This is a genomic window from Bradyrhizobium sp. USDA 326 (assembly GCF_049739485.1).
Lineage (GTDB): Bacteria > Pseudomonadota > Alphaproteobacteria > Rhizobiales > Xanthobacteraceae > Bradyrhizobium.
Genome location: NZ_JBMGQA010000001.1, coordinates 7,518,966 through 7,538,430, shown reverse-complemented (window position 1 = coordinate 7,538,430; position 19,465 = coordinate 7,518,966). Strand labels below are relative to the sequence as shown.

Genomic DNA, 19,465 nt, shown 5'->3' with positions numbered 1-19,465 from the left:
ACCATGATCCAGCTCGCGCGATCCATGACACGCGGCGGAGGCGCCGCCGAGACGGCGGGGGTGCTCGTCATCGCCTCCGTCTTCGTGGTCCCGTGGATCACACAGAATCCGATGGTCTATTCGCTGGTCAACCAGATGCTGATCGCAATCACGGCGGCCTTCAGCGTCTACATCATGCTGCGCATGAATCTGATGACCTTCGCGGTGCCGACCTTCATGGCGATCGGTGGCTATACGGTGGCGATCCTCGGGCTTCGCCATGGTGTGACCGATGTCCTGCTGCTCAGCCTCGCAAGCTTCATCGTGCCGGCACTGTCTGCGCTGCCGCTCGGCGCACTGGTGCTGCGGCTGACCGGGGTCTACTTCGTTCTCGTCACGTTCGTCATTACCGAGATAACGCAACTGGTCCTGTTCGAAACGCCCGGATGGACCGGCGGCGCCAACGGTCTCGTCGGCATGCCTGCCGTGACGTTCTTCGGCATCGAGCTCGGCGACAACCGGGCGGTGCTGCTGGTAACCATCGGTCTGGCCCTGGCCGGTTCGCTCGTCACCGCGGTGGTCACCCGCCGCCTGCGCCAGCATTTCGCGGCCATCGATGAAAACGAACTGCTTGCCCAGAGCCTCGGGCTCGTCGTCTGGCATTACAAGGCGTTCGGCTTTGCCATCGCGGCCGGTGTGTCGGGACTCGCGGGTTTCGCACTGGTCAACATGCTGTTGACCGCGCATCCAACGTCGTTCAGCGCGCTCTCGTCGGTGAACTACATCGCCTATGCGATCATCGGCGGAAAGAGCAGCATGCTTGGTCCGATCGTCGGCGGCGCATTGTTGATCTGGGCGGGGGACATCTTCGCGTTGCGCGGGGAGTATTCCCAGTTTCTGTTCGGATTCCTGATCGTCGTGGTGGTTCTGGTGGCGCGCGACGGCATCGCCGGGACGATCTATCGCCTCGGCGTCCGCTTGGGTTCACCGGCGCCGTCGTCTCCGTCTTCGTCCTACTCTCCGAAGTCCTCTCCAACGCTGAGCGTGCCGAATGCGATGGAGCCACTGCAATGACGGTCCAACCCGTGGATCTCACGCGCGGCGGCGCGCGCCTCGAAGTCGTTTCGATCTCCAAGCGCTTTGGCGGGCTGCATGTGTTCAACGGCATCAGCTTTACCATCGCGCCCGGTGAAGTGCTCGGCGTCATCGGACCAAACGGCGCCGGCAAGACTACGCTGATCAACGTCATTTGCGGGATGCTGCCACCGACAGCTGGAAATGTTCGGTTGGACGGCAAGGAGATGACGGGTAAGCCGCTTCATGCCGTCAGCCGCATGGGAATCGTCCGCAGCTTTCAGCAGACGAATACCTTCCGTACGGCAACGGTCCGTGAAAACATCTCTCGCGCGGTACGTTTCAGCGGCGGCGGCGAACGGATTTGGAAGACGATCGCACCGTTGATCGACGAATTCGAGCTCGGACAGCAGCTCGACGAGCAGAGCGACAAGCTGCCTTACGGGCTGCAGAAGATGCTGGGTCTCATTCTCGCCTGCGCGGTCCGGCCGAAGGTGCTGCTGCTGGACGAACCGGCGGCCGGTCTGGAGCGGCGGGAACGCCTCCGGCTCGATGCCTTTGTTCGACATGTGAGGACGGAGCTCGGCTGCGGCGTGCTGATTGTCGAGCACGACATGGATCTCGTGCGCCGCCTCTGCCCGAAGATTATGGTGCTCGATTCCGGCCGTGTGCTGGCCGAAGGAGCTCCCGTCGAGGTGCTGGCGCGGAAGGACGTGATCGACGCCTATCTCGGCGCGGTGGACGAGGAAGCGGCATGATGCTGGCGGTGGAAGACCTCGAAGTCCGCTACGGCGGCATCACGGCGATCCGTGGCGTCTCGATCGACGTTGCCGAAGGGGAGACGGTCCTGCTGGTCGGCGCCAACGGCGCCGGCAAGTCGAGCCTGATCAATGCCGTGATCGGGCTGGTACCGGCGTCGCGCGGCAGCATGCGCTTCTCGGGCGCGGACATCAGCGCCGTGTCGTGCGATGGGCGTGCTCGCGCCGGAATGGGCTACTCGCCCGAAGGCCGTCGCGTGTTCGCAACCATGTCGGTCGCCGACAATGTTCTGAGCGGTGCCTGCGGGCGCGGCCGTGCGGCCCAGCGCGAAGCATGGAGCTGGCTCTGTGGCATCTTTCCCATCCTGCAGGAACGTGCCGACCAGCCGGCCGGGCAACTGTCCGGCGGTCAGCAGCAGATCGTCGCTCTGGCCCGCGCGATGAGTTCCTTCCCCAAGCTGCTGCTGCTGGACGAGCCTTTCCTGGGGCTCGCACCGGTCTGGATCGCGCAGATCAGCGAGGCGATCCGGCATATGCAGAACTGTGGCACGACCATTCTAGTCACCGAGCAGATGGCTCGCCCGGCGTTGAAGCTGGCAACGCGAGGCTATGTCATGCGCGGCGGCGAAATCCGGCGCAGCGGCACCGCTGACGAAATTCGCGACGTGGCGCTGGCCGAGGAGTATCTCTGATGGCGGCGATGAATGCCACCGCCCGCCTGGGCGCATTTGCCTCAGCGGCGGCGACCACCGAGCTTGCTCCCGACGTCGCGACCAAGGCCGCCATCTGCCTGCTCGACTCTCTCGGACTCGCGGTTGCCGCACGTGGCGAGCCGACGGCCGTCGCTGCGCGATCGATGACGACACAGGTTCCGCAAGGTCCACGGACCGCGCGCATCTGGGCCGACGGCAAGCAGGCGGCCCTGTCGGAGGCGGTGCTTGCCAACGGCATCGCCGTTCATGCGCATTTCCAGGACGATACCGATCACGATTCCTGGACCCATCCGGGATCGCTGATTTCGCCGGTCGCGGTGTCGCTGGGCGAGACGCTGGACGCGCCGCTAAGCATCGTGCTGAAGGCGCTCACAACCGGCTATGCCACCCTCAAATGGCTCGGCGCCGGCGAAACCGTTGCTCGCGGTCTCATCGGCCGGGGCGTGCGCACCAGTCCGACCTTCGGCACCATCGGCGCCGCCGCGGCGGGCGCCGTCCTGCTCGGGCTCGATGCTGCAAAGGCCGCGAATGCTATAGCGATCTCGGCCTGCACGACCGGTGGCACGCTCGAGCCGGTGCGTTGCGGCTCGGACGAATGGCGCCTCCAGAACGGTCGCGCCGCCCACGGTGGCCTCGTCGCGGCCGAACTCGCGGCACGCGGCGTCCAGGGTGCGCCGGATGCGCTGGAAGGCCCGAAAGGCCTGTTGCGTTCGCTTGCCGGCCTCGAGCACGCGCCCGACCAATGGCGCGAGGCTCCCGATGCTGCAACGATGATCGGCATCATGGCCAAACCCTTCGCCACCCTCGGCGACAACATGTCCGCCGTGCTCGCGGCCCATGCGGTCCACCGCGACGGCATCGATCTGTCCCTGGTGAAGCGGATCACGGTCACGATCTGGCGCCCCTATACGGAATATCCCGGCACGTCGTTCAAGGGGCCTTTCACGAGGACCGTGCAGACCCAGGCCAGCACCGCCTTCGCGGTCGCTGCCATGCTCCGCTACGGTCGGCTGGACTACGAGATGGGCATCGAGCACCGCCAGGATCCGGAGATCATGGCGCTCGTCGCGAAGACGACGGTCGAGCCCGACGATATCGGCACGCATCTCGATGCGACCGTGGAGATCGAGATGCAGGATGGCACGCGCCATCGCCGCAGCTCGCGCGAGGCGCCGAAGATTCTCGTGTTCCAGGACGAGACGCAGGGGGCCGATGTGTTCGAGAGCCGTCTGTCCGGCGCGGGAATGCCGGCAGCCGAGGCAAGACGCCTTGCCGCGGACGTCCTTGCCGCCGCCGGCAACGGTGGATCGATGCCGATCCGTGCATTGCTCGACCGGCTGACCGGATCAACCAAAGAGAGCAGGACATGAAGCTCGGACTTGAAGGCAAGACGGCCATCGTCACCGGCGGCAGCAAGGGCATCGGTCTCGAGACCGTGCGTTTGCTGGCGGAGGAGGGCGTCAAGGTGCTGGTCTGTGCGCGGCGTGAAGATGCGCTTGCCGAATGCCGTGAGGACGTCGAGAAGACGACCGGAGTCAAGGTCGAAACCTTCTCCCTCGACGTCACTGACCTCAAGCAGATCGAGCGACTGCCGCAGGTCGCGCGCGACCGTCTCGGCCGCATCGATATCCTCGTCAACAATGCCGGCACTGGCACCTACAAGCCGTTCCTGGAGGTGACCGACGAGGAACTGCAATATGGCATGGCGATCAATTTCTTTGCCCAGTTCCGGATCTGCCAGCGCATTATTCCGATCATGGTCGCTCAGAACGGCGGCAGCATCGTCAATGTCGCAGGCGAGACCGGGATCATGGTGACGATGCCGCCATTCCTGTCGTCGTGCACGGGGCCGGCAAAATCGGCCGAGATTCGCTTCTCCAAGATCCTCGCCAACGAATTCGGACCGCAGAACATCCGTGTCAACTGCGTCGTTCCCGGCTTCGTCACCACGCCGGAGCGCTTCGCGAAATGGGAACGCGAGCTGGCCAAACGAAATCTGAGTCCGGAAGAGGCGGAAGCCGAACGGAAGCGCTGGTCGGAGAACAATTCGATGCGCAATACGCGCTGGGGCACGCCGGAAGAGCTCGCCAACCTGATCGTCTTCGCGTTGTCCGACCGCGCCAGCTTCGTCAATGGCGCGGTGCTGGTCGCCGACAACGGGCAGGACAAGTCCTGAACCGGATATGCGTGAGGCGATGAACGAAATGGCCGAAGTCAGGGCGCCAAAGCCGCTGGAGCAGTTTCTGGTCCGGGAAAAGTGCGCGGTCGTGACGGGCGGCGGCGACGGGATCGGGCGCGCTGCGGCGTTGCTTCTCGCAGAAGCCGGGGCCTCGGTGGCCGTGCTCGACCACGATGCGGCAAAGGCCGAAGCTGTCCGGGCGCAGATCGTTCATGCCGATGGTAAGGCGATGGCCGTGACAGCCGATGTCTCCGAAGAGGCGGCCGTCGAAGCAGCGTTCTCCCGCGTGGTCGGCACGCTCGGGCCGGTCGATATCCTGGTGAACAATGCCGGTCTCGCCGTACGCGAAGCGGCCGATACGCTGTCCGTCGACAGCTGGAATCGCGTTCTCGCCGTGAACCTGACGGGCATGTTCCTCTGCGCGAGGGTCGCGGCCCGCACCATGCGCGGACGCTCCGGAGCCATCGTCAATACGGCATCGATCATGGGATTGTCGGGCGGACTGTATCCCAACGTGGCCTATCAAACGACCAAGGGCGGCGTCGTCAACATGACGCGCGCGCTTGCCCTCGAATGGGTCGGCGATGGCATCCGCGTCAATGCGGTTGCGCCGACCTATGTCAGGACGAACTTCATCGCCGGCATGATAGCTGATCCCGTGAAGGCGGCTCATGTCATGGAGGCGACGCCGATGCATCGGTTGGCCGAGCCGGAGGAGGTCGCTGCAGCCATTCTGTTCCTGTCCAGCCCAGCCGCAAGCATGATTACCGGCGTCACATTGCCGGTCGACGGAGGATTTCTCGCAAGATGAGCGTTGTTTTGATGATGACCGGCATGGCTGCGGCCGTGTCGTCAACTGGGAGAATCTGATGGCCGACGTCGACAAACCCCTCGCAGGCATTAGCGTGGTCGAACTGGGTCACAGCGTCGCCGCGCCCTATGCGGGTCTCATTCTGGCCGATCTCGGCGCACGTGTGATCAAGGTCGAAAATCCCAAGAGCGGCGATTATGCGCGCGGCTGGGGACCGCCGTTCTGGAATGGTACGGCGAGCGTGTTCCACAGTCTCAATCGCGGGAAGGAGGGAATCGCAATCGACTTCGGCGATCCCGACGACTGCGAGAGACTGAGATCGCTGATCTTGAACGAGGCCGATGCGGTTATCCAGAATCTGCGGCCCGGGATATTGGAGAAGTTCGGTCTGACGGCCGACGCGCTGCGCGCCGTCAAGCCGTCGCTGATCTGGTGCGACATCGGCGCCTTTGGCGCCACGGGGCCACTCGCCAGCAAGCCGGGATACGACCCGCTCGCGCAAGCGAGCACGGGCATCATGAGCGTGACCGGCGAGGGCGATCGTCCGCCCGTGCGGGTCGGCGTCTCCCTCGTCGACATGGGCTCCGGCATGTGGGCGGTGATCGGAATGCTGGCGGCGCTGGTCGCGCGCAACAAGGGCGGCCAAGGCCGCAGCGTTGCGACCTCGCTGTACGAGACGGGTCTCGCATGGATGACGGCGCCGCTGGCCGGCTATGCGGCGTCCGGCGAAGTCCGTAAGCCGTACGGGTCGGGCACGGCGGAAATCGCACCCTATCAGGCCTTCGAGGCGTCCGATGGTTGGCTGATGATCGCCGCCGGTAACGACAACCTGTTCCGCAAGCTGTGCAGCGCGCTGAACCTCGGGACACTTGCTTCCGATCCGGACTTCGCAACCAATGCGGCGCGGGTCGTCAACCGCGAGCGGCTGATCCCGCAAATCCAGTCGACCGTGCGCCGCTATTCGGCCGATGCGCTGGGAAAGATCCTGGATGCGGCCGGCGTTCCGAACGCCCCCCTCCTGACCACGGATCAGGTTGCCCGGCATCCGCAAACCCGGGCGCTCGACATCATGGTGCGCTGCTCAGACGACGATATCGAACTCGTCGGCATCCCGCTCGCCTTTGACGGTGCGCGGCCCCGCGCGCGGACCGCGGCACCAGCGCTCGGTCAGCACAACGCCGTCCATCGGATACCCGCCAGCAAGGGGGCGGCCAATGCAAAGTGATTTTCAGACGATCAAAGTCGAGCGCCGCGACGGCAACATCCTGCTGGTGACGCTGCACCGGCCGGAAGCGTCCAATGCCATGAACACCCAGATGGGCCTCGATCTGGTCGCGCTGTTCGAGGGGTTCTCGACCGACATCGAGGGGCTGCGAGCCGTGATCCTCACGGGGTACGGCGACAAGGCGTTCTGCGCCGGCGGCGACCTGAAACAGCGCAACGGCATGACGGACGACGCCTGGCAGGCGCAGCACCTCGTGTTCGAGCGCATGCTGCGCGCGCTGCTGGGCTGCCCGATTCCCGTGATCGGTGCGATCAACGGCGCGGCTTACGGCGGCGGCTGCGAGATCGCGGCGGCACTCGATTTTGTCTATGCCTCGACCAATGCCCGCTTCGCTCTGACCGAAGTGACGCTCGGCATCATGCCGGGCGGTGGCGGCACTCAAAATCTGGCGCGCGCCATCGGTGAGCGTCGCGCCAAGGAACTGATCCTCTCCGGGATGCCGTTTTCCGCCGCCGAAGCCGAGCAATGGGGCTTGGTCAACCGCGTGCTGCCGCCGGGAGAATTGCTGGAGGCGACCTTCGCGATCGCCCATCGCATTGCCGCCAATGGCCCGATCTCGGTGCGCCAGGCCAAGCAGGCGATCCATCGCGGTCTGCAGATGTCGCTTGCCGATGGTCTTGCCTTCGAGATCGAGGCCTACAACCGGCTGGTTCCGACGGCGGACCGGCGCGAGGGCGTGCTCGCCTTCAACGAGCGCCGCAAGCCGAACTTCCAGGGCAAATAGAGGAGACCGCACGATGCGCGAGAAAGCCCATGTCCGCGAAGTCGGACCACGAGACGGCATCCAGATGGTCAAGAGCATTCTGCCGACTGCGCGCAAGCTCGCCTGGTGCCAGGGGGCCGTGGACGCCGGCATTCGCGACATCGAAGTGACTTCGTTCGTGCCGGCCAAGGTCATTCCGCAATTTGCCGATGCGGAGGAGGTCGCCCGCGGCGCACTGGAGATGACCGGCTTGCGGCCGTCGGTGCTGGTGCCGAACCTGAAGGGTGCGGAGCGGGCGTTCGCGCTTGGCGTGCCGACGGTGAACTACGTGCTGTCGGCGAGCGAGGAGCACAATCAGGCCAATGTTCGCCGCAGTACCGAAGAGTCCCTGATCGACTTTGCGCGTATCGCGGCAGCGCGCGACCAGCATCCGGGCGCACGGATCGGGCTTGGTGCGGGAATCGCAACCGCGTTTGGCTGCACCATCTCCGGGGCGGTATCGGAAGCACGGGTGATCGAGATCGCCGAACGGCTCGCCGGGATGGGGGCCGATGAGATCATCGTCGCCGATACCGTCGGCTATGGTGATCCCGGCCAGGTCCGCAGGCTGATGGCGGCCGTGATCGCTGCCGTCCGTCCGTTGCCGGTCGCATGCCATTTTCACGACACGCGCGGTCTCGGCCTCGCCAACGTGACGGCCGCGCTGGAAGCCGGCGTGCGTGCGTTCGACGCTTCGCTCGCCGGACTCGGCGGATGTCCGTTTGCGCCCGGCGCCACCGGCAACATCGACACCGAGGACACCGTGTTCCTGCTCGAACAACTCGGCTTCGATACCGGAGCCGACGTCGAAAAGCTCGTTGCCTTGCGACGGGAGGTCGAGAGCTGGCTGCCGGGCGAGCGATTCTCCGGCGCGATCGCGCGCGCCGGATTGCCCAAAACGTACCGCGTCTCGGCCAGCGTCGCCGCTTGAAAGGATACGACATGAACTATCACGATGCATCTCACGCGGCGGACATGGAAGTCACCGTTGCACTGGGTGAGGATTTTTCCGATCTGCGCAACTCGGTGCGGCAGATCTGCAAGGGCTTTCCCGGCGAATATTGGCGGAAGCTGGATGACCGGAGTGGCTACCCGACCGAATTCGTCGCCGCGCTAACGGAGGCGGGTTTCCTCGGCGCGCTGATTCCGGAGGAATATGGCGGCTCGGGCCTGCCGTTGCGCGCGGCGGCGGTGATCCTCGAGGAGATCAACGCCAACGGTTGCAGCGCCAGTCCGGCGCATGCGCAAATGTACATCATGGGGACGTTGCTTCGTCATGGCAGCGAGCTGCAGAAGCGGACCTATCTGCCGGAGGTCGCGGCGGGGCGGTTGCGGCTCCAGGCCTTCGGTGTGACCGAGCCCAACACGGGTTCGGATACCACCCAGCTCAAGACACGCGCCGAGCGTCAAGGCGATGTCTATGTCGTCAACGGCCAGAAGGTCTGGACGTCGCGCGCGCTGCATTCCGATCTCATGCTCCTGCTGGCGCGCACCACGCCGATCGACCAGGTGAGGGGGCGCACCGAAGGGCTCTCTGTCTTCCTGGTGGACCTTCGCGAGGCCAAGGGCAACGGCGTCGAAATCCGCCCGATCAAGGCGATGGTCAACCACAACACGACTGAAGTGTTCATCGAGAATTTGAAGGTTCCGGCCGCCAACCTCATCGGCGAGGAAGGCAAGGGATTCCGCTACATCCTCGATGGCATGAACGCCGAGCGCATCTTGGTGGCATCCGAATGCGTCGGCGACGGACGGTGGCTCCTGAACAAGGGCGTCGACTATGCCAACGAACGGCGTGTCTTCGGCCGGTCCATTGGCCAGAACCAGGGCATCCAATTCCCGCTGGCGCGCGCCTATGCCGAGCTCGAAGCTGCCGACATGATGTGTCGGCGTGCCGCCGCGTTGTTCCAGGCGGGACAACCCTGCGGTGCGGACGCCAATATCGCCAAGCTGCTCGCCTCCGAAGCCACCTGGAAAGCGGCCGACACGACCTTCCAGACTCACGGTGGCTTTGCGTTTGCGCAGGAATACGACGTCGAGCGCAAATGGCGCGAGGTGCGCCTGTATCAGACCGCCCCGATCTCGACCAACATGGTGCTGGCTTATGTCGCGCAGCATGTGCTCGGTCTGCCCCGTTCCTACTGAGGAGACGACCATGCCGGATATCACTCGTCAGACCGCCGACTTCGTTGCGGGCCTCGCGCCTTCCGATTTGCCCGACAGGTGTCGGGAGGCCGCGCGGACAGGCATCATCGATTGCGTCGGGGTCATGATCGCCGGCGCGCGGGAACAGCCGGTCCGCATCGTGTCGGCGATGCTTGCCACCTCGACGCAAAACGACGGGGCGCCGGAAATTCCGTCGGGCCGGAATCTGGCGGCCCCCGACGCCGCGCTCGTCAACGGCGTTGCAGCGCATGTGCTCGACTATGATGACGTCGCGATCGCCGGCCATCCGAGCGCGGTGCTTGTGCCTGCGATCCTGGCGGAGGGCTGGTCGCTGGGCGCGAACGGCAGCGAAGCGCTTGCGGCCTATGTCGCAGGATACGAGCTATGGGCTCAGGTCCTCGCGCTGGAGCCGGGCCATCTGCATGAGCGCGGCTTCCATCCGACGGCGATCATGGGCACGCTCGCCACGGCCGCGGCCTGCGCGCGGCTGCGCAAACTCGACAGCGAGAAGACGGCGCACGCCATTGCCATTGCCGCTTCGCTCGCGGCCGGGCTCGTCGCCAATTTTGGCACCATGACCAAGTCGCTGCATGCCGGCCGGACCGCGCAGTCGGGCGTGCTCGCGGCGCGCTTGGCCGACCAGGGGTTCACCGGATCTCTCGACGTTCTGGAGCACCGCACCGGCTTTCTTCGCGCTCATTCGCCGTCGGGCGCTCCCAATATCGAGAACGGTACGATCGACATCGGCAGGAACTGGCGCCTGGCGGAGCTCGGCGTCTGTGTGAAGCGGTATCCGACCTGCTATGCGACCCATCGTTCGATCGATGCGATGCTGGGTCTGGTGAACCGGCACAAGCTGAAGCCGGATGACGTGCGGGAAATTCGTGTCCACACCGGCACCACGCAGAAGCTGATGCTGCGCAACACAAATCCGCAGACCGGCCTCGAGGCCAAATTCAGCATGGAATTCGCCATGGCTTCGGCGCTAATCGCCGGACGGGTCAGCCTTTCCGAGCTGACGGACGAGTTTGTGTCGCGGCCGGATGTCGGTGCAACATTTGCGAAAGTCCACTGCACGACGACCAATGAGATTATGGCGGGGGATCAGCCTTTTGCTCCGTCCGACCAGGTCAGCGTCGTGCTCGCGTCCGGCGAGGTGTTGCAGCACGATCCCGTGGTTTACGCCAAGGGCAGCTGGCAGCAGCCGCTGTCGCGCGAGGAGCTGAAGGAAAAATTCATCGATTGCGCGACGCGGGTTTTCGAGCGTGGGCAAGCCGCTGATCTGTTCGAGCAACTCTGGAATCTGGAGGAGCTCGACTCGATCCGCTCGCTGCGCCTGACAGCCGATCGGGTCGACGCATGACGGACGCGACGGCGAACAAGGCAGCAGTGCCGCGTATCTGGCATCAGTCGGTCAACGAGCTCGACCACTTCGATGTCTACAAGCGGGCACTGCAAGCCCACGCGGCGGAGATCCTTGGCGATGACGCAAAGGTCGTCGTCCACGGGCTCCCGGCCGGCTCGTATGGCGGTGCCTCGGCAACGGCGGTACTCGGCAATGCCTTTGCCTATCACCGGATTCTCGATCGGGTCATCGACTACGCGATTGAGGCCGAGAAGCAGGGTTACGACGCCTTCGTCATCGGCTCGTTCAGCGAGCCGTTCCTGCGCGAGATCCGCTCCGCGGTCGATATCCCGGTCGCCTCGCTCACGGAAAGCGGGTTGCTGGTCGGCTGCTCGCTCGGCAGCCACGTGGCGCTGGTCTCCAATGCGCCCGCCGTGCAGTGGATGACGAAGGTCGCGGTAGACAAGCACAAGCTCGCCGCTCGCGTGCTCGAGGTCGCTTCGATGGACCCGGCGCTCGACGAGCCGGCGTTGGCGCGCGCCTACGTCGATCCGGCCCCGGTCATCGCCAACTTCACGGCCGTGGCCGGGCGCCTGGTGGGGCGCGGAGCCGACGTGATCATTCCGGCCGAGGGCGTGCTGGCCGAACTCCTTGTCCGTCACGGTGTCCGCGAGATTGCCGGCGCCCCCGTGATGGACGTCTTCGCGGTTACCTGGGCCTACGCGCTGATGCAGATCAGGCTCTGGTCGAAGACCGGCCTTCGCGTCGGCCGCAGCTGGCACCATCGTCGCGACGATCCCGCGCTCGTTGCAAGATTTTTTCGAGAGGAAGCCCGATGAGCAATCTGTCCGCGACCCAGGTTCCAGGTGTCTATCATCGCCGGCTCGGTGACGTGCTGGTCACCGGCCTCAGCGACGGCTACGTCGATATGGGGTATACGATCTTCCGAAATATTCCGGAGGACGAGACCAAGGCCATCCTGGCGCGCGATCATCGCACGTCTCCGCCGCGCATTTCGGTCAACGCCTTTGCCTTGCGCGTCGGTGGCCGCACCTATCTCGTCGACTGCGGCTCTGCCGACCTGATGGGGCCGGCCTGCGGTCGGCTGCCGGCCAATCTCGCGTCCGCAGGCATTGATCCGGACTCGGTGGACGGGGTCCTCCTGACCCATGTTCATCCCGACCATTCCAACGGCCTGACGGATGTGGCGACGGGACAGCGGCTGTTTCGGAATGCCGAAGTCATCGTGCACGAAAACGAGATCAATCACTGGTTCAACGACGAGGCGATGGCCAAGGCAACCGAGCGTCCCCGCCGTCGATATTTCGAAGCCGGACGCACCCAGATCAAACCCTACATGGCGGCCGACCGCGTCCGTACCTTCAAGAAGGGCGAAGTGCTGCCCGGCGTGACGGCGATCCCGATCCCCGGCCATACGCCCGGCCACACCGCCTATGTCGTCTCGTCGGGCGGCAGCTCGATGGTGATCTGGGGCGATACGGTCCATGTGCCCGAAATCCAGGTGACGCGTCCCGAAGTGACGATGGAGTTCGACACCGACCCCGAAGCCGCCGCGGTCGCGCGGCAGATGATTTTCGACATGGTGGTGACCGACGACATGCTGGTCGGCGGCATGCACCTGCATTTTCCGGGCTTCGGCCACATGCGCCGCGAGGGGGGAAAGTACGGTTTGGTCGCAGAACAATGGGCCTTTGAGGTCTGAACGGCGCGCCCGTCATAGCCTAGACCTTCGGATAACCATCCAGGATTCAATTCCGTGTATCATACGCTAGAATCGAACAACGATGGTCAACGACAGGCGATCAATGGCGGACGGCGGATGACAAGTCGCGGAAGCAAGCTGACGATTCACGACGTGGCGACCGCTGCCGGGGTTTCCACCGGCACGGTGTCGCGCGTCCTCAATGGCAACGCTACCGTTCGCCCGGAAATACGTCGCAAGGTCCAGAAGGCGATCGACGATCTCGGCTATTCGCCGAACGCGGTGGCTCGCAGCATGCGCATGGGGTCGACCCATACGATCGGCTGCATCCTGCGCGAGATCAACATCCCGCAGCTCGCCGGGTTCGTCAAGGCCGCCCATGACGTGCTCGACGAAGTGGGCTTTTCGCTCGTCATCTCCAATTCGGAAGGCCGCATGGAGCGCGAGCGGGAGTTGCTCAGCCGTCTGTCGCGGCGGCAGGCCGATGGCGTGATGATGGGGCCGTACACGGCGATCTCCGGCGATTTTGAAGCGTTCCTTCGCGACCTCGATATTCCCATCGTATTGATCGATCGCGATCAGACGACCTGGGCGGATGCCGTGATGGCCGATCACGCCGAAGGCATGCGTCTTGCCGTCGGCCATTTGCTGGACCTCGGACACCGCCGCATCGCCCTGATCACCGGCGAGCGCGGCCTTTACCCCGCGCGCGAACGCGTCCGCGGCTATCACGAGGCCTACGCTGCGCGCGGACTGGAGCCTGATCCGTCGCTGCTTCATGTCGGAAGCTTTCTGCCCGGCGCGGGATTCCGTTTCACCTCGGCGATGCTCGGCCAGCGCAATCCGCCGACGGCCATCATTTCCGGCGGTCTCGACATGTTGTCGGGCGTGCTGCGCGCCATACGGGGGCGCAACCTGAGGATACCGGAAGACGTCTCGGTGGTCGCGTCAGGTCATTCCGAACTGGCCGAGTTGTTCTCGCCGCCGATTGCCGTGATCGGGTGGGATCAGGCGGAGGTCGGCCGGATTGCCGCCGGCATGCTGCTCGACCGGATTCGAAATGGCAACTCGCATGAAGCGCGCAGCGTTCTCGTGCCGAATGAATTCATCCCGCGTGCATCGGTGGGACCACCGAAACGCGACAACAACAAATAAGAATATGGTTTGCAGGGAGGCATCGGAATGACTGACGGAGTGACCAATGGCGGCGGCGCGGCTCGGCCGTTGCTGTTCCAGCCCTTTTCGATCCGCGGGCTGACGCTGAAGAATCGCCTCGTGGTGCCTCCGATGGTCCACTACCGCTGCGAGCCCGGCCATACCTGCGGCGCGTTTCATCTCGTCCATCTCGGCCGCTACGCGCTGGGCGGCTTCGGCCTCGTCTTTGTCGAGGTGACGGCGGTCGAAGAAGCGGGGTTGAACAATGAGAACGACCTCGGCATCTGGAACGACGAACAGGCCGAGAGCTTCAAGCCGCTGATTGCGTTCATGAAGCGCCAGGGCACGGCGATCGGCATCCAGATCGGTCACGCCGGTCGCAAGGCCTCGATTCAGAGCGCCATGCAGGGCATGGGACCGCTGACCGAGGAGAATCTGAAAGCCGGCGCCAAGAGCTGGCAGCCTGTCGGGCCGACGGCCGAGCCGGTCGCCAAGGGATGGCTTACTCCGCGAGCACTGACCACGGCCGAGTGCAAGAAAATGGTCGGCACGTGGGCGGCTGCGGCAAGGCGGGCGGTTGCCGCCGGGTTCGACACCATCGAAATCCACACCGCGCACGGTTATCTGCTGGCCTCGTTCCTGTCGCCGGTCTCCAACACGCGCACTGACGAATATGGCGGCGACCGGGCCGGGCGGATGCGCCTGCCGCTCGAGATCGTCGAGGCCGTGCGCCGCGAAATGCCGGATACGATGCCGCTGTTCGTTCGCGTCTCATCCGTCGACGGGACCGTCGAGGGCTGGAACATGGACGACACCGTCGTCTTCGCGCGCGAACTGAAGCAGCGCGGTGTCGACGTGATCGATTGCTCCTCGGGCGGGATCTCCGGAGCCGCCACCGCGGCCCAGGTGCCGCGCAGCCTCGGATTCCAGGTGCCATTTGCCGAGCGGGTCCGAAAGGAAGCCGACATTCCCACCATGGCGGTCGGCATCATTCTCGAGGCCCAGCAGGCCGAGGCGATCCTGGCAAAGGGCCAGGCTGATCTTATCGCCGTTGGCCGGCAGTCTCAGTTCAATCCAAACATCGCCCACCATTGGGCACATGACCTCGGCATCAATGCCCGCTTCGAGGACTGGTCGCCCGAGTTCGGCTGGTGGCTGGAGAAGCGGATCGGGACTCTGGAAGGCTTTGCCACGCCGACAGGCGTGGTCACGCGCCGGCGGTGAAATTCACCGCACGCACGGAGGCGCAAGCCGCGCGTGAATGACATTTCCCTGATTGTTCGATAAGAATTGACCGACACTCCCTCCGCCACCTGGCCTACATGGGGATCGTAGATTTGGACGCGCGGATGTTTGACCCGAGTGGCTACCGCTAGCTGGACCTAGCTCAAACTTCCTCATGATGGATTGGAACGAGAGTTACGGTAATTCAATCGCTTAGAGACCGGTGTGTGCACGACATGTGCACCGGGAGATCAAGAAAAATCCGTCGGAGGCAAGCGTAAGGTGGTCCTTCGTTGGACCTGCGCGCGATGTCCGGAAAGCGTTGACGAGAGGGGAGCGGGTGCGGTGCGCAGGCTGGGCATAGTCTCGCGAGCAGGGCTCAGCGTCGGTCTATCCCGAGATGTCACGTGAGCTGCAGTGAGAAAAAACCAAAACCGGCGTCGGGGGTTGGAGTCGCTTCCCCGCTACGAATCGCACGATTTTCTCGCCAAACTACGATTGTCCACGATGGGGTACGCTTCACGACAGCATAGAAGGCGCGAAATGCGGTCCTCCTGCCTGCGTCGAAGCACGGCCTGACAGGACGCCTCTCCGCCGCTGGCGGTCTACTGCGGGTCGATACCGGCCGCTTTGACGATCCGTCCCCATTTGCCGATCTCGGCTTTCAAGAAGCCTTCGAGGGCATCCGGCGTCGCGCGCTCGGGCTCGACCGGAGCCATGCTGAGTTCGGCAAAGCGGTTGACCAGGACCGGGTCCCTCAGCGCGGCCTGCAACGCACCAACAAGGCGGTCGAGGACTGGCTTGGGCGTGCCGCGCGGCGCGTAGAGGCCGTACCAGGTCGTGACGTCGAATTCGGGAACCCCGGCTTCGGCCGAGGTCGGCACGTCGGGCAAGGTCGCGATCCGCGTCTTGCTGGTGATGGCATAGCCCTTGATCGTCATCGACTGGATGTACGGCGTCGGTCCGGTCGCGGGATCGCAATAGACGTCGATGTGACCAGCGATCACATCGTTCAGCGCCGGCCCGCCGCCCTTGTAGTAGATCGGCGTGAGTTTCGTATGGGTGGCGCTCATGAACATCAGGCCGCAGAGCTGTGAAGCCGAGCCCAGCCCGACATTGCCGAAGGTCATCTTGTCACCTTCGCCGCGGATGCGCGCGATCATCTCGCTCAAGTCCTTGGCCGCGAAAGTTCGGCCGGGCCACCAGGATCATCGGGACGTCGGTGACGAGGCCGATCGGGGCGAAGTCGCCGACGGGGTCGAACGGCAGCTTTGCGTACAGCGCTGGCGCCGTGGCTTGGCCGACATGCATCAGCAGCAGCGTGTAGCCGTCAGGAGCGGCCTTGGCGACGCGGTTTGTGCCGAGCGTGCCGCCGGCGCCGACGACGTTTTCGATGACGATGGATTGCTTCAGCGTCGTGCTCATCGCGTTGCCGAGGATGCGTGCGATGACGTCGCCAGGCCCGCCGGCGGAGAAGGGCACCACCATCGTGATCGGGCGGTTCGGATAGTCCTCCGCGATCGCGGCGCTGCAAGGAGTGAGCAGGAAAAACAGGAACAGCGATCGTACGAGATACGGCATCGAACACTCCCTGGCGGCATTGTTCTAGTCCTCGGAAGGCGCCGCCTCCTTGGCCGCGGACGATTTTTCGATCATGTCGAGCGCGGCCACCGCAGCCGCATTGATGTGGTCCACGCAGCAGCGCTCGGCGAGGTCCGCATCGCCGCTCTGGATTGCGCGCCAGATGGCGGTGACCTCGCGCAGGCTCTTGTTGATCCGCTTCGGTTGCGACATCGAGGTGATCCGCAGCAGCTGGATGCGGTCGTGCAGCGGCTTGAGCGCGCGTTCGATGAAGGCGTTGCGGCAACCGCCGATCAGCGCGGCGTAAAAGTCGGTTTTGGCTTCGAGACAGCCGACGAGGTCCTGCTTGGCCGCGGCTGCCTTCAGTCGCGTCAGGGCCTCCCCGATCCGGCGAGCGACTTCCGGATCGTGCAGCCTGGCGCATTCGCGGCCGGCGAAGCCTTCGAGGACCGCACGCGCCGCGTAGAGCTGCCGTGCCTCCTCGAGGCTGATCGTGGAAACCACGGGACCGCGATGGGGGACGGTATTGACCAGCCCGTCGGCCTCGAGCGCACGAAGCGCTTCGCGGATCGAAGGGCGGCTGACGCCCATCATCTCGCAGAGCTCGCGCTCGACCAGACGCTGGCCCGGCTTCAGCGTCCCGGACATGATCGCCTCGCGCAGCTTTTGCGCGACCATCGCCCGGACGGTCGGAACGTCCTCGATGCGGAGTGTCGACTGCAAATCGCTACGTCTTTCCATGTCCGGGCCCTGGTTCGGGAAAAGTCAGTACCGGTTTACAGGCAGAATCATCATTTCGGCAATTTGAACGTGAGCGGGCTGGTCCAGGGCGAATACGATCGATCGGGCAATGTCGGCCGGCTCGAGCGCCATCCTGAACTGGTCGAAATAGTCCTTCTCCTTCTGCCTGTCGCCACGGTAGCGGGTCAGGATGATGTTGGTCCGCGTCAGGCCGGGCTGGAGTTCGGTGACCCGGATCGCGGTGTCTGCAAGCTCGCCCCTGAGGGTCTCGGTGAACATGTGCACGCCCGCCTTGCTGGTGCTGTAGGCGGCCATATCCGGGACAATACGGACGGCGTTGATGGAGCTGATGTTGACGATATGGCCGGCATTGCGCTGGACCATGTCGGGGAGGATCGCACGCGTGACGCGCATCAGGCCGATCAGGTTGGTCTGAATGATGTTAGCCCAGTCGTCGGCGGAGCCGATGTCGAAGCGGGTCCGTCCGCCGATGTCATGTCCGGCATTGTTGATGAGGACATCCACAGGCCTGAACTGGCCGGGAATGGCGTCCGGCAGGCGATCCACGGCCTTCGCATCGGTGACGTCGAGCTGGATAGAAAACACGGCGTCGCCAGCCGTCACCGCCAGCTCCTGAAGCGCCTTGGCGTCGCGATCGACGAGCACGACGCGGCGGCCGCTGTCCAGCAGCGCCTTGGTGATGGCACGTCCCATGCCGCCGGCAGCGCCGGTCAGGACGACGGTCTGGCCCGATTGTTCAGTCATCGCAGCACTCCCATTCCGATGTTATTATGCGATGGACCAGCCGCCATCGATCGGCAGGCTGGCTCCGGTGATGTCATTTGCGGCGGGACCGCAGAGGAAGACGACCATGGCCGCGACGGCGTCCATTCCGATGAAGCGCTGCGTGGGCTGGCGCTCGACGAGATATTCGCGGGTGACGTCGTCGAGCGGACGATTGCTGTTCGATGCGATCGTCGCGATCTTGTTCAGGATGGCCGGCGTCGGCAGCGTGCCGGGGCAGAGCGTGTTGCAGGTGATGCCGCTGCGCGCAGTCTCGATGGCCACCGCGCGGGTCAGGCCGAGGATTGCCGTCTTCGTGGTGACGTAGTCGATGCGGTCCTCGACGGCGCGGCTCGAATAGATCGAACCCATGTTGACGATCCGGCCCCAGCCGCGCTGCTTCATGGCGGGCAGGGCAAGGCGGATCAGGTGGAAGGGCGCCGACAGGTTCACGGCGAGCGCCTGGTCCCAGCGATCGGGTGGAAACTGTTCGATTGCCGAGAAATGTCTGATGACCGCGTTGTTGATGAGAACATCGATGGCGCCGCAGCGGTCGAGCAGGGCGGCCATCATGGTCTCGATGGCGTCGCGCCGGGCCAGGTCGGCCGCTGTGGGGATCACTTCGACGCCGAAGCGAGTACGGAGGTCCTCCGCGGCCTGCTTCGGCGCGTCCAGATCATGAAGGACAATATTTGCGCCCACGCCGGCCAAGCCCTCGGCCACGGCGAGGCCAAGGCCTGCCGTCGCACCGGTCACGAGTGCCCATTTGTCCTTCATCGCAGCCCGCGCCCCCGTTATTTCTTGTCGAGCTCGGCGAAGACTTCCTTCGCGTTCCGGAACGCGTCCACGCCGGCTGGCACGCCGCAGTAGATCGCGACCTGCATGAAGACCTCGCGGATCTCCTCGCGGGTTGCGCCGTTGGCGAGCGCGCCGCGGACGTGGGTCTTCAGCTCGTGCGGCCGGTTGAGCGCGCAGAGCATCGCCAGATTCAGGAAGCTGCGGGTCTTCCGCGTCAGGCCTTCGCGGCCCCAAACGTAGCCCCAGCAATACTCCGTGGTGAGGTCTTGCATCGGCCGGTTGAAGTCGTCCGCGGATGCGATCGCCTTGTCGACGAACTCATTGCCGAGCACGCTTTTGCGGATTTCGAGACCGCGGTCGTAGGTCGCCTTGTCCATTCTGTTCTCCGTTTCTCTTTCGGGCGGTATC

The 19,465-nt window shown here is 64.6% G+C and carries 19 protein-coding genes and 1 pseudogene; 15 read left to right on the top strand and 5 right to left on the bottom strand.

Annotated elements, in window-relative coordinates; all coding sequences use genetic code 11:
- Positions 1-3 precede the first annotated feature (3 nt).
- The 15 genes from ABIG06_RS35825 (at position 4) to ABIG06_RS35755 (ending at position 15,154) form a co-directional block, all read left to right on the top strand.
- The gene (locus ABIG06_RS35825; protein WP_370140380.1) at positions 4-1,053 is read left to right on the top strand and encodes a branched-chain amino acid ABC transporter permease; all 1,050 of its coding nucleotides are present in this window, start codon (positions 4-6) and stop codon (positions 1,051-1,053) included.
- The gene (locus ABIG06_RS35820; RefSeq protein ID WP_370140379.1) at positions 1,050-1,811 is read left to right on the top strand and encodes an ABC transporter ATP-binding protein; all 762 of its coding nucleotides are present in this window, start codon (positions 1,050-1,052) and stop codon (positions 1,809-1,811) included. The genes ABIG06_RS35825 and ABIG06_RS35820 overlap by 4 nt, the downstream gene beginning before the upstream one ends.
- Complete coding sequence (locus ABIG06_RS35815) at positions 1,808-2,503, top strand: ABC transporter ATP-binding protein (RefSeq protein WP_370140378.1); 696 nt, start codon at positions 1,808-1,810, stop codon at positions 2,501-2,503. The genes ABIG06_RS35820 and ABIG06_RS35815 overlap by 4 nt, the downstream gene beginning before the upstream one ends.
- Positions 2,503-3,894, top strand: coding sequence for an MmgE/PrpD family protein (locus ABIG06_RS35810; RefSeq protein ID WP_370140377.1), 1,392 nt, complete (start codon positions 2,503-2,505; stop codon positions 3,892-3,894). Before ABIG06_RS35815 ends, ABIG06_RS35810 begins: the two co-directional genes overlap by 1 nt.
- Positions 3,891-4,700, top strand: a complete 810-nt coding sequence (locus tag ABIG06_RS35805) for an SDR family NAD(P)-dependent oxidoreductase (RefSeq protein WP_370140376.1) — start codon at positions 3,891-3,893, stop codon at positions 4,698-4,700. The genes ABIG06_RS35810 and ABIG06_RS35805 overlap by 4 nt, the downstream gene beginning before the upstream one ends.
- Before the next feature lie 28 nt (positions 4,701-4,728).
- On the top strand, positions 4,729-5,514 hold the full coding sequence (locus tag ABIG06_RS35800; protein WP_370140375.1) for an SDR family NAD(P)-dependent oxidoreductase: 786 nt from the start codon (positions 4,729-4,731) through the stop codon (positions 5,512-5,514).
- A 58-nt stretch (positions 5,515-5,572) separates the two neighbouring features.
- Positions 5,573-6,739 (top strand): CaiB/BaiF CoA transferase family protein, encoded by a 1,167-nt coding sequence (locus ABIG06_RS35795; protein WP_370140374.1) that lies wholly within the window; start codon positions 5,573-5,575, stop codon positions 6,737-6,739.
- A complete protein-coding gene (locus tag ABIG06_RS35790) occupies positions 6,729-7,523 on the top strand; it encodes an enoyl-CoA hydratase/isomerase family protein (RefSeq protein ID WP_370140373.1) in 795 nt (264 codons plus the stop codon). Before ABIG06_RS35795 ends, ABIG06_RS35790 begins: the two co-directional genes overlap by 11 nt.
- Positions 7,524-7,536: 13 nt before the next feature.
- Positions 7,537-8,472, top strand: a complete 936-nt coding sequence (locus ABIG06_RS35785) for a hydroxymethylglutaryl-CoA lyase (RefSeq protein WP_370140372.1) — start codon at positions 7,537-7,539, stop codon at positions 8,470-8,472.
- Between the two features lie 11 nt (positions 8,473-8,483).
- The gene (locus tag ABIG06_RS35780) at positions 8,484-9,686 is read left to right on the top strand and encodes an acyl-CoA dehydrogenase family protein (protein ID WP_370140371.1); all 1,203 of its coding nucleotides are present in this window, start codon (positions 8,484-8,486) and stop codon (positions 9,684-9,686) included.
- Positions 9,687-9,696: 10 nt separating this feature from the next.
- Positions 9,697-11,070 carry an MmgE/PrpD family protein gene (locus ABIG06_RS35775; protein ID WP_370140370.1) on the top strand — a complete coding sequence of 458 codons (1,374 nt, stop codon included), beginning with the start codon at positions 9,697-9,699 and terminating at the stop codon, positions 11,068-11,070.
- On the top strand, positions 11,067-11,891 hold the full coding sequence (locus ABIG06_RS35770) for an aspartate/glutamate racemase family protein (protein ID WP_370140369.1): 825 nt from the start codon (positions 11,067-11,069) through the stop codon (positions 11,889-11,891). The genes ABIG06_RS35775 and ABIG06_RS35770 overlap by 4 nt, the downstream gene beginning before the upstream one ends.
- Positions 11,888-12,775: an MBL fold metallo-hydrolase gene (locus tag ABIG06_RS35765; protein WP_370140368.1), complete on the top strand. Its 888-nt coding sequence runs from the start codon at positions 11,888-11,890 to the stop codon at positions 12,773-12,775. Before ABIG06_RS35770 ends, ABIG06_RS35765 begins: the two co-directional genes overlap by 4 nt.
- Before the next feature lie 117 nt (positions 12,776-12,892).
- Entirely contained in the window at positions 12,893-13,930 is a 1,038-nt protein-coding gene (locus ABIG06_RS35760) for a LacI family DNA-binding transcriptional regulator (protein WP_271529203.1), read from the top strand.
- A gap of 27 nt (positions 13,931-13,957) precedes the next feature.
- Positions 13,958-15,154, top strand: coding sequence for an NADH:flavin oxidoreductase/NADH oxidase (locus tag ABIG06_RS35755; RefSeq protein ID WP_370140367.1), 1,197 nt, complete (start codon positions 13,958-13,960; stop codon positions 15,152-15,154).
- A 605-nt stretch (positions 15,155-15,759) separates the two neighbouring features.
- Here ABIG06_RS35755 and ABIG06_RS35750 read toward each other — a convergent pair.
- The 5 genes and pseudogenes from ABIG06_RS35750 to ABIG06_RS35730 all read right to left on the bottom strand — a co-directional run bounded on the left by ABIG06_RS35750 (position 15,760) and on the right by ABIG06_RS35730 (position 19,434).
- Positions 15,760-16,735 (bottom strand): annotated as a pseudogene (locus ABIG06_RS35750) (tripartite tricarboxylate transporter substrate-binding protein).
- A gap of 24 nt (positions 16,736-16,759) precedes the next feature.
- On the bottom strand, positions 16,760-17,476 hold the full coding sequence (locus ABIG06_RS35745) for a GntR family transcriptional regulator (protein ID WP_370140365.1): 717 nt from the start codon (positions 17,474-17,476) through the stop codon (positions 16,760-16,762).
- Between the two features lie 24 nt (positions 17,477-17,500).
- Positions 17,501-18,241 carry an SDR family oxidoreductase gene (locus tag ABIG06_RS35740; RefSeq protein ID WP_370140364.1) on the bottom strand — a complete coding sequence of 247 codons (741 nt, stop codon included), beginning with the start codon at positions 18,239-18,241 and terminating at the stop codon, positions 17,501-17,503.
- Between the two features lie 24 nt (positions 18,242-18,265).
- On the bottom strand, positions 18,266-19,036 hold the full coding sequence (locus ABIG06_RS35735) for an SDR family oxidoreductase (RefSeq protein ID WP_370140363.1): 771 nt from the start codon (positions 19,034-19,036) through the stop codon (positions 18,266-18,268).
- A gap of 17 nt (positions 19,037-19,053) precedes the next feature.
- Positions 19,054-19,434 (bottom strand): carboxymuconolactone decarboxylase family protein, encoded by a 381-nt coding sequence (locus tag ABIG06_RS35730; protein ID WP_008557226.1) that lies wholly within the window; start codon positions 19,432-19,434, stop codon positions 19,054-19,056.
- Positions 19,435-19,465 lie beyond the last annotated feature (31 nt).

Coding starts and splice junctions, on each gene's coding strand:
- ABIG06_RS35825 (WP_370140380.1), top strand. CDS start 4: ATGATCCAGCTCGCGCGATCCATGACACGCGGCGGAGGCGCCGCCGAG.
- ABIG06_RS35820 (WP_370140379.1), top strand. CDS start 1,050: ATGACGGTCCAACCCGTGGATCTCACGCGCGGCGGCGCGCGCCTCGAA.
- ABIG06_RS35815 (WP_370140378.1), top strand. CDS start 1,808: ATGATGCTGGCGGTGGAAGACCTCGAAGTCCGCTACGGCGGCATCACG.
- ABIG06_RS35810 (WP_370140377.1), top strand. CDS start 2,503: ATGGCGGCGATGAATGCCACCGCCCGCCTGGGCGCATTTGCCTCAGCG.
- ABIG06_RS35805 (WP_370140376.1), top strand. CDS start 3,891: ATGAAGCTCGGACTTGAAGGCAAGACGGCCATCGTCACCGGCGGCAGC.
- ABIG06_RS35800 (WP_370140375.1), top strand. CDS start 4,729: ATGGCCGAAGTCAGGGCGCCAAAGCCGCTGGAGCAGTTTCTGGTCCGG.
- ABIG06_RS35795 (WP_370140374.1), top strand. CDS start 5,573: ATGGCCGACGTCGACAAACCCCTCGCAGGCATTAGCGTGGTCGAACTG.
- ABIG06_RS35790 (WP_370140373.1), top strand. CDS start 6,729: ATGCAAAGTGATTTTCAGACGATCAAAGTCGAGCGCCGCGACGGCAAC.
- ABIG06_RS35785 (WP_370140372.1), top strand. CDS start 7,537: ATGCGCGAGAAAGCCCATGTCCGCGAAGTCGGACCACGAGACGGCATC.
- ABIG06_RS35780 (WP_370140371.1), top strand. CDS start 8,484: ATGAACTATCACGATGCATCTCACGCGGCGGACATGGAAGTCACCGTT.
- ABIG06_RS35775 (WP_370140370.1), top strand. CDS start 9,697: ATGCCGGATATCACTCGTCAGACCGCCGACTTCGTTGCGGGCCTCGCG.
- ABIG06_RS35770 (WP_370140369.1), top strand. CDS start 11,067: ATGACGGACGCGACGGCGAACAAGGCAGCAGTGCCGCGTATCTGGCAT.
- ABIG06_RS35765 (WP_370140368.1), top strand. CDS start 11,888: ATGAGCAATCTGTCCGCGACCCAGGTTCCAGGTGTCTATCATCGCCGG.
- ABIG06_RS35760 (WP_271529203.1), top strand. CDS start 12,893: ATGACAAGTCGCGGAAGCAAGCTGACGATTCACGACGTGGCGACCGCT.
- ABIG06_RS35755 (WP_370140367.1), top strand. CDS start 13,958: ATGACTGACGGAGTGACCAATGGCGGCGGCGCGGCTCGGCCGTTGCTG.
- ABIG06_RS35745 (WP_370140365.1), bottom strand. CDS start 17,476: ATGGAAAGACGTAGCGATTTGCAGTCGACACTCCGCATCGAGGACGTT.
- ABIG06_RS35740 (WP_370140364.1), bottom strand. CDS start 18,241: ATGACTGAACAATCGGGCCAGACCGTCGTCCTGACCGGCGCTGCCGGC.
- ABIG06_RS35735 (WP_370140363.1), bottom strand. CDS start 19,036: ATGAAGGACAAATGGGCACTCGTGACCGGTGCGACGGCAGGCCTTGGC.
- ABIG06_RS35730 (WP_008557226.1), bottom strand. CDS start 19,434: ATGGACAAGGCGACCTACGACCGCGGTCTCGAAATCCGCAAAAGCGTG.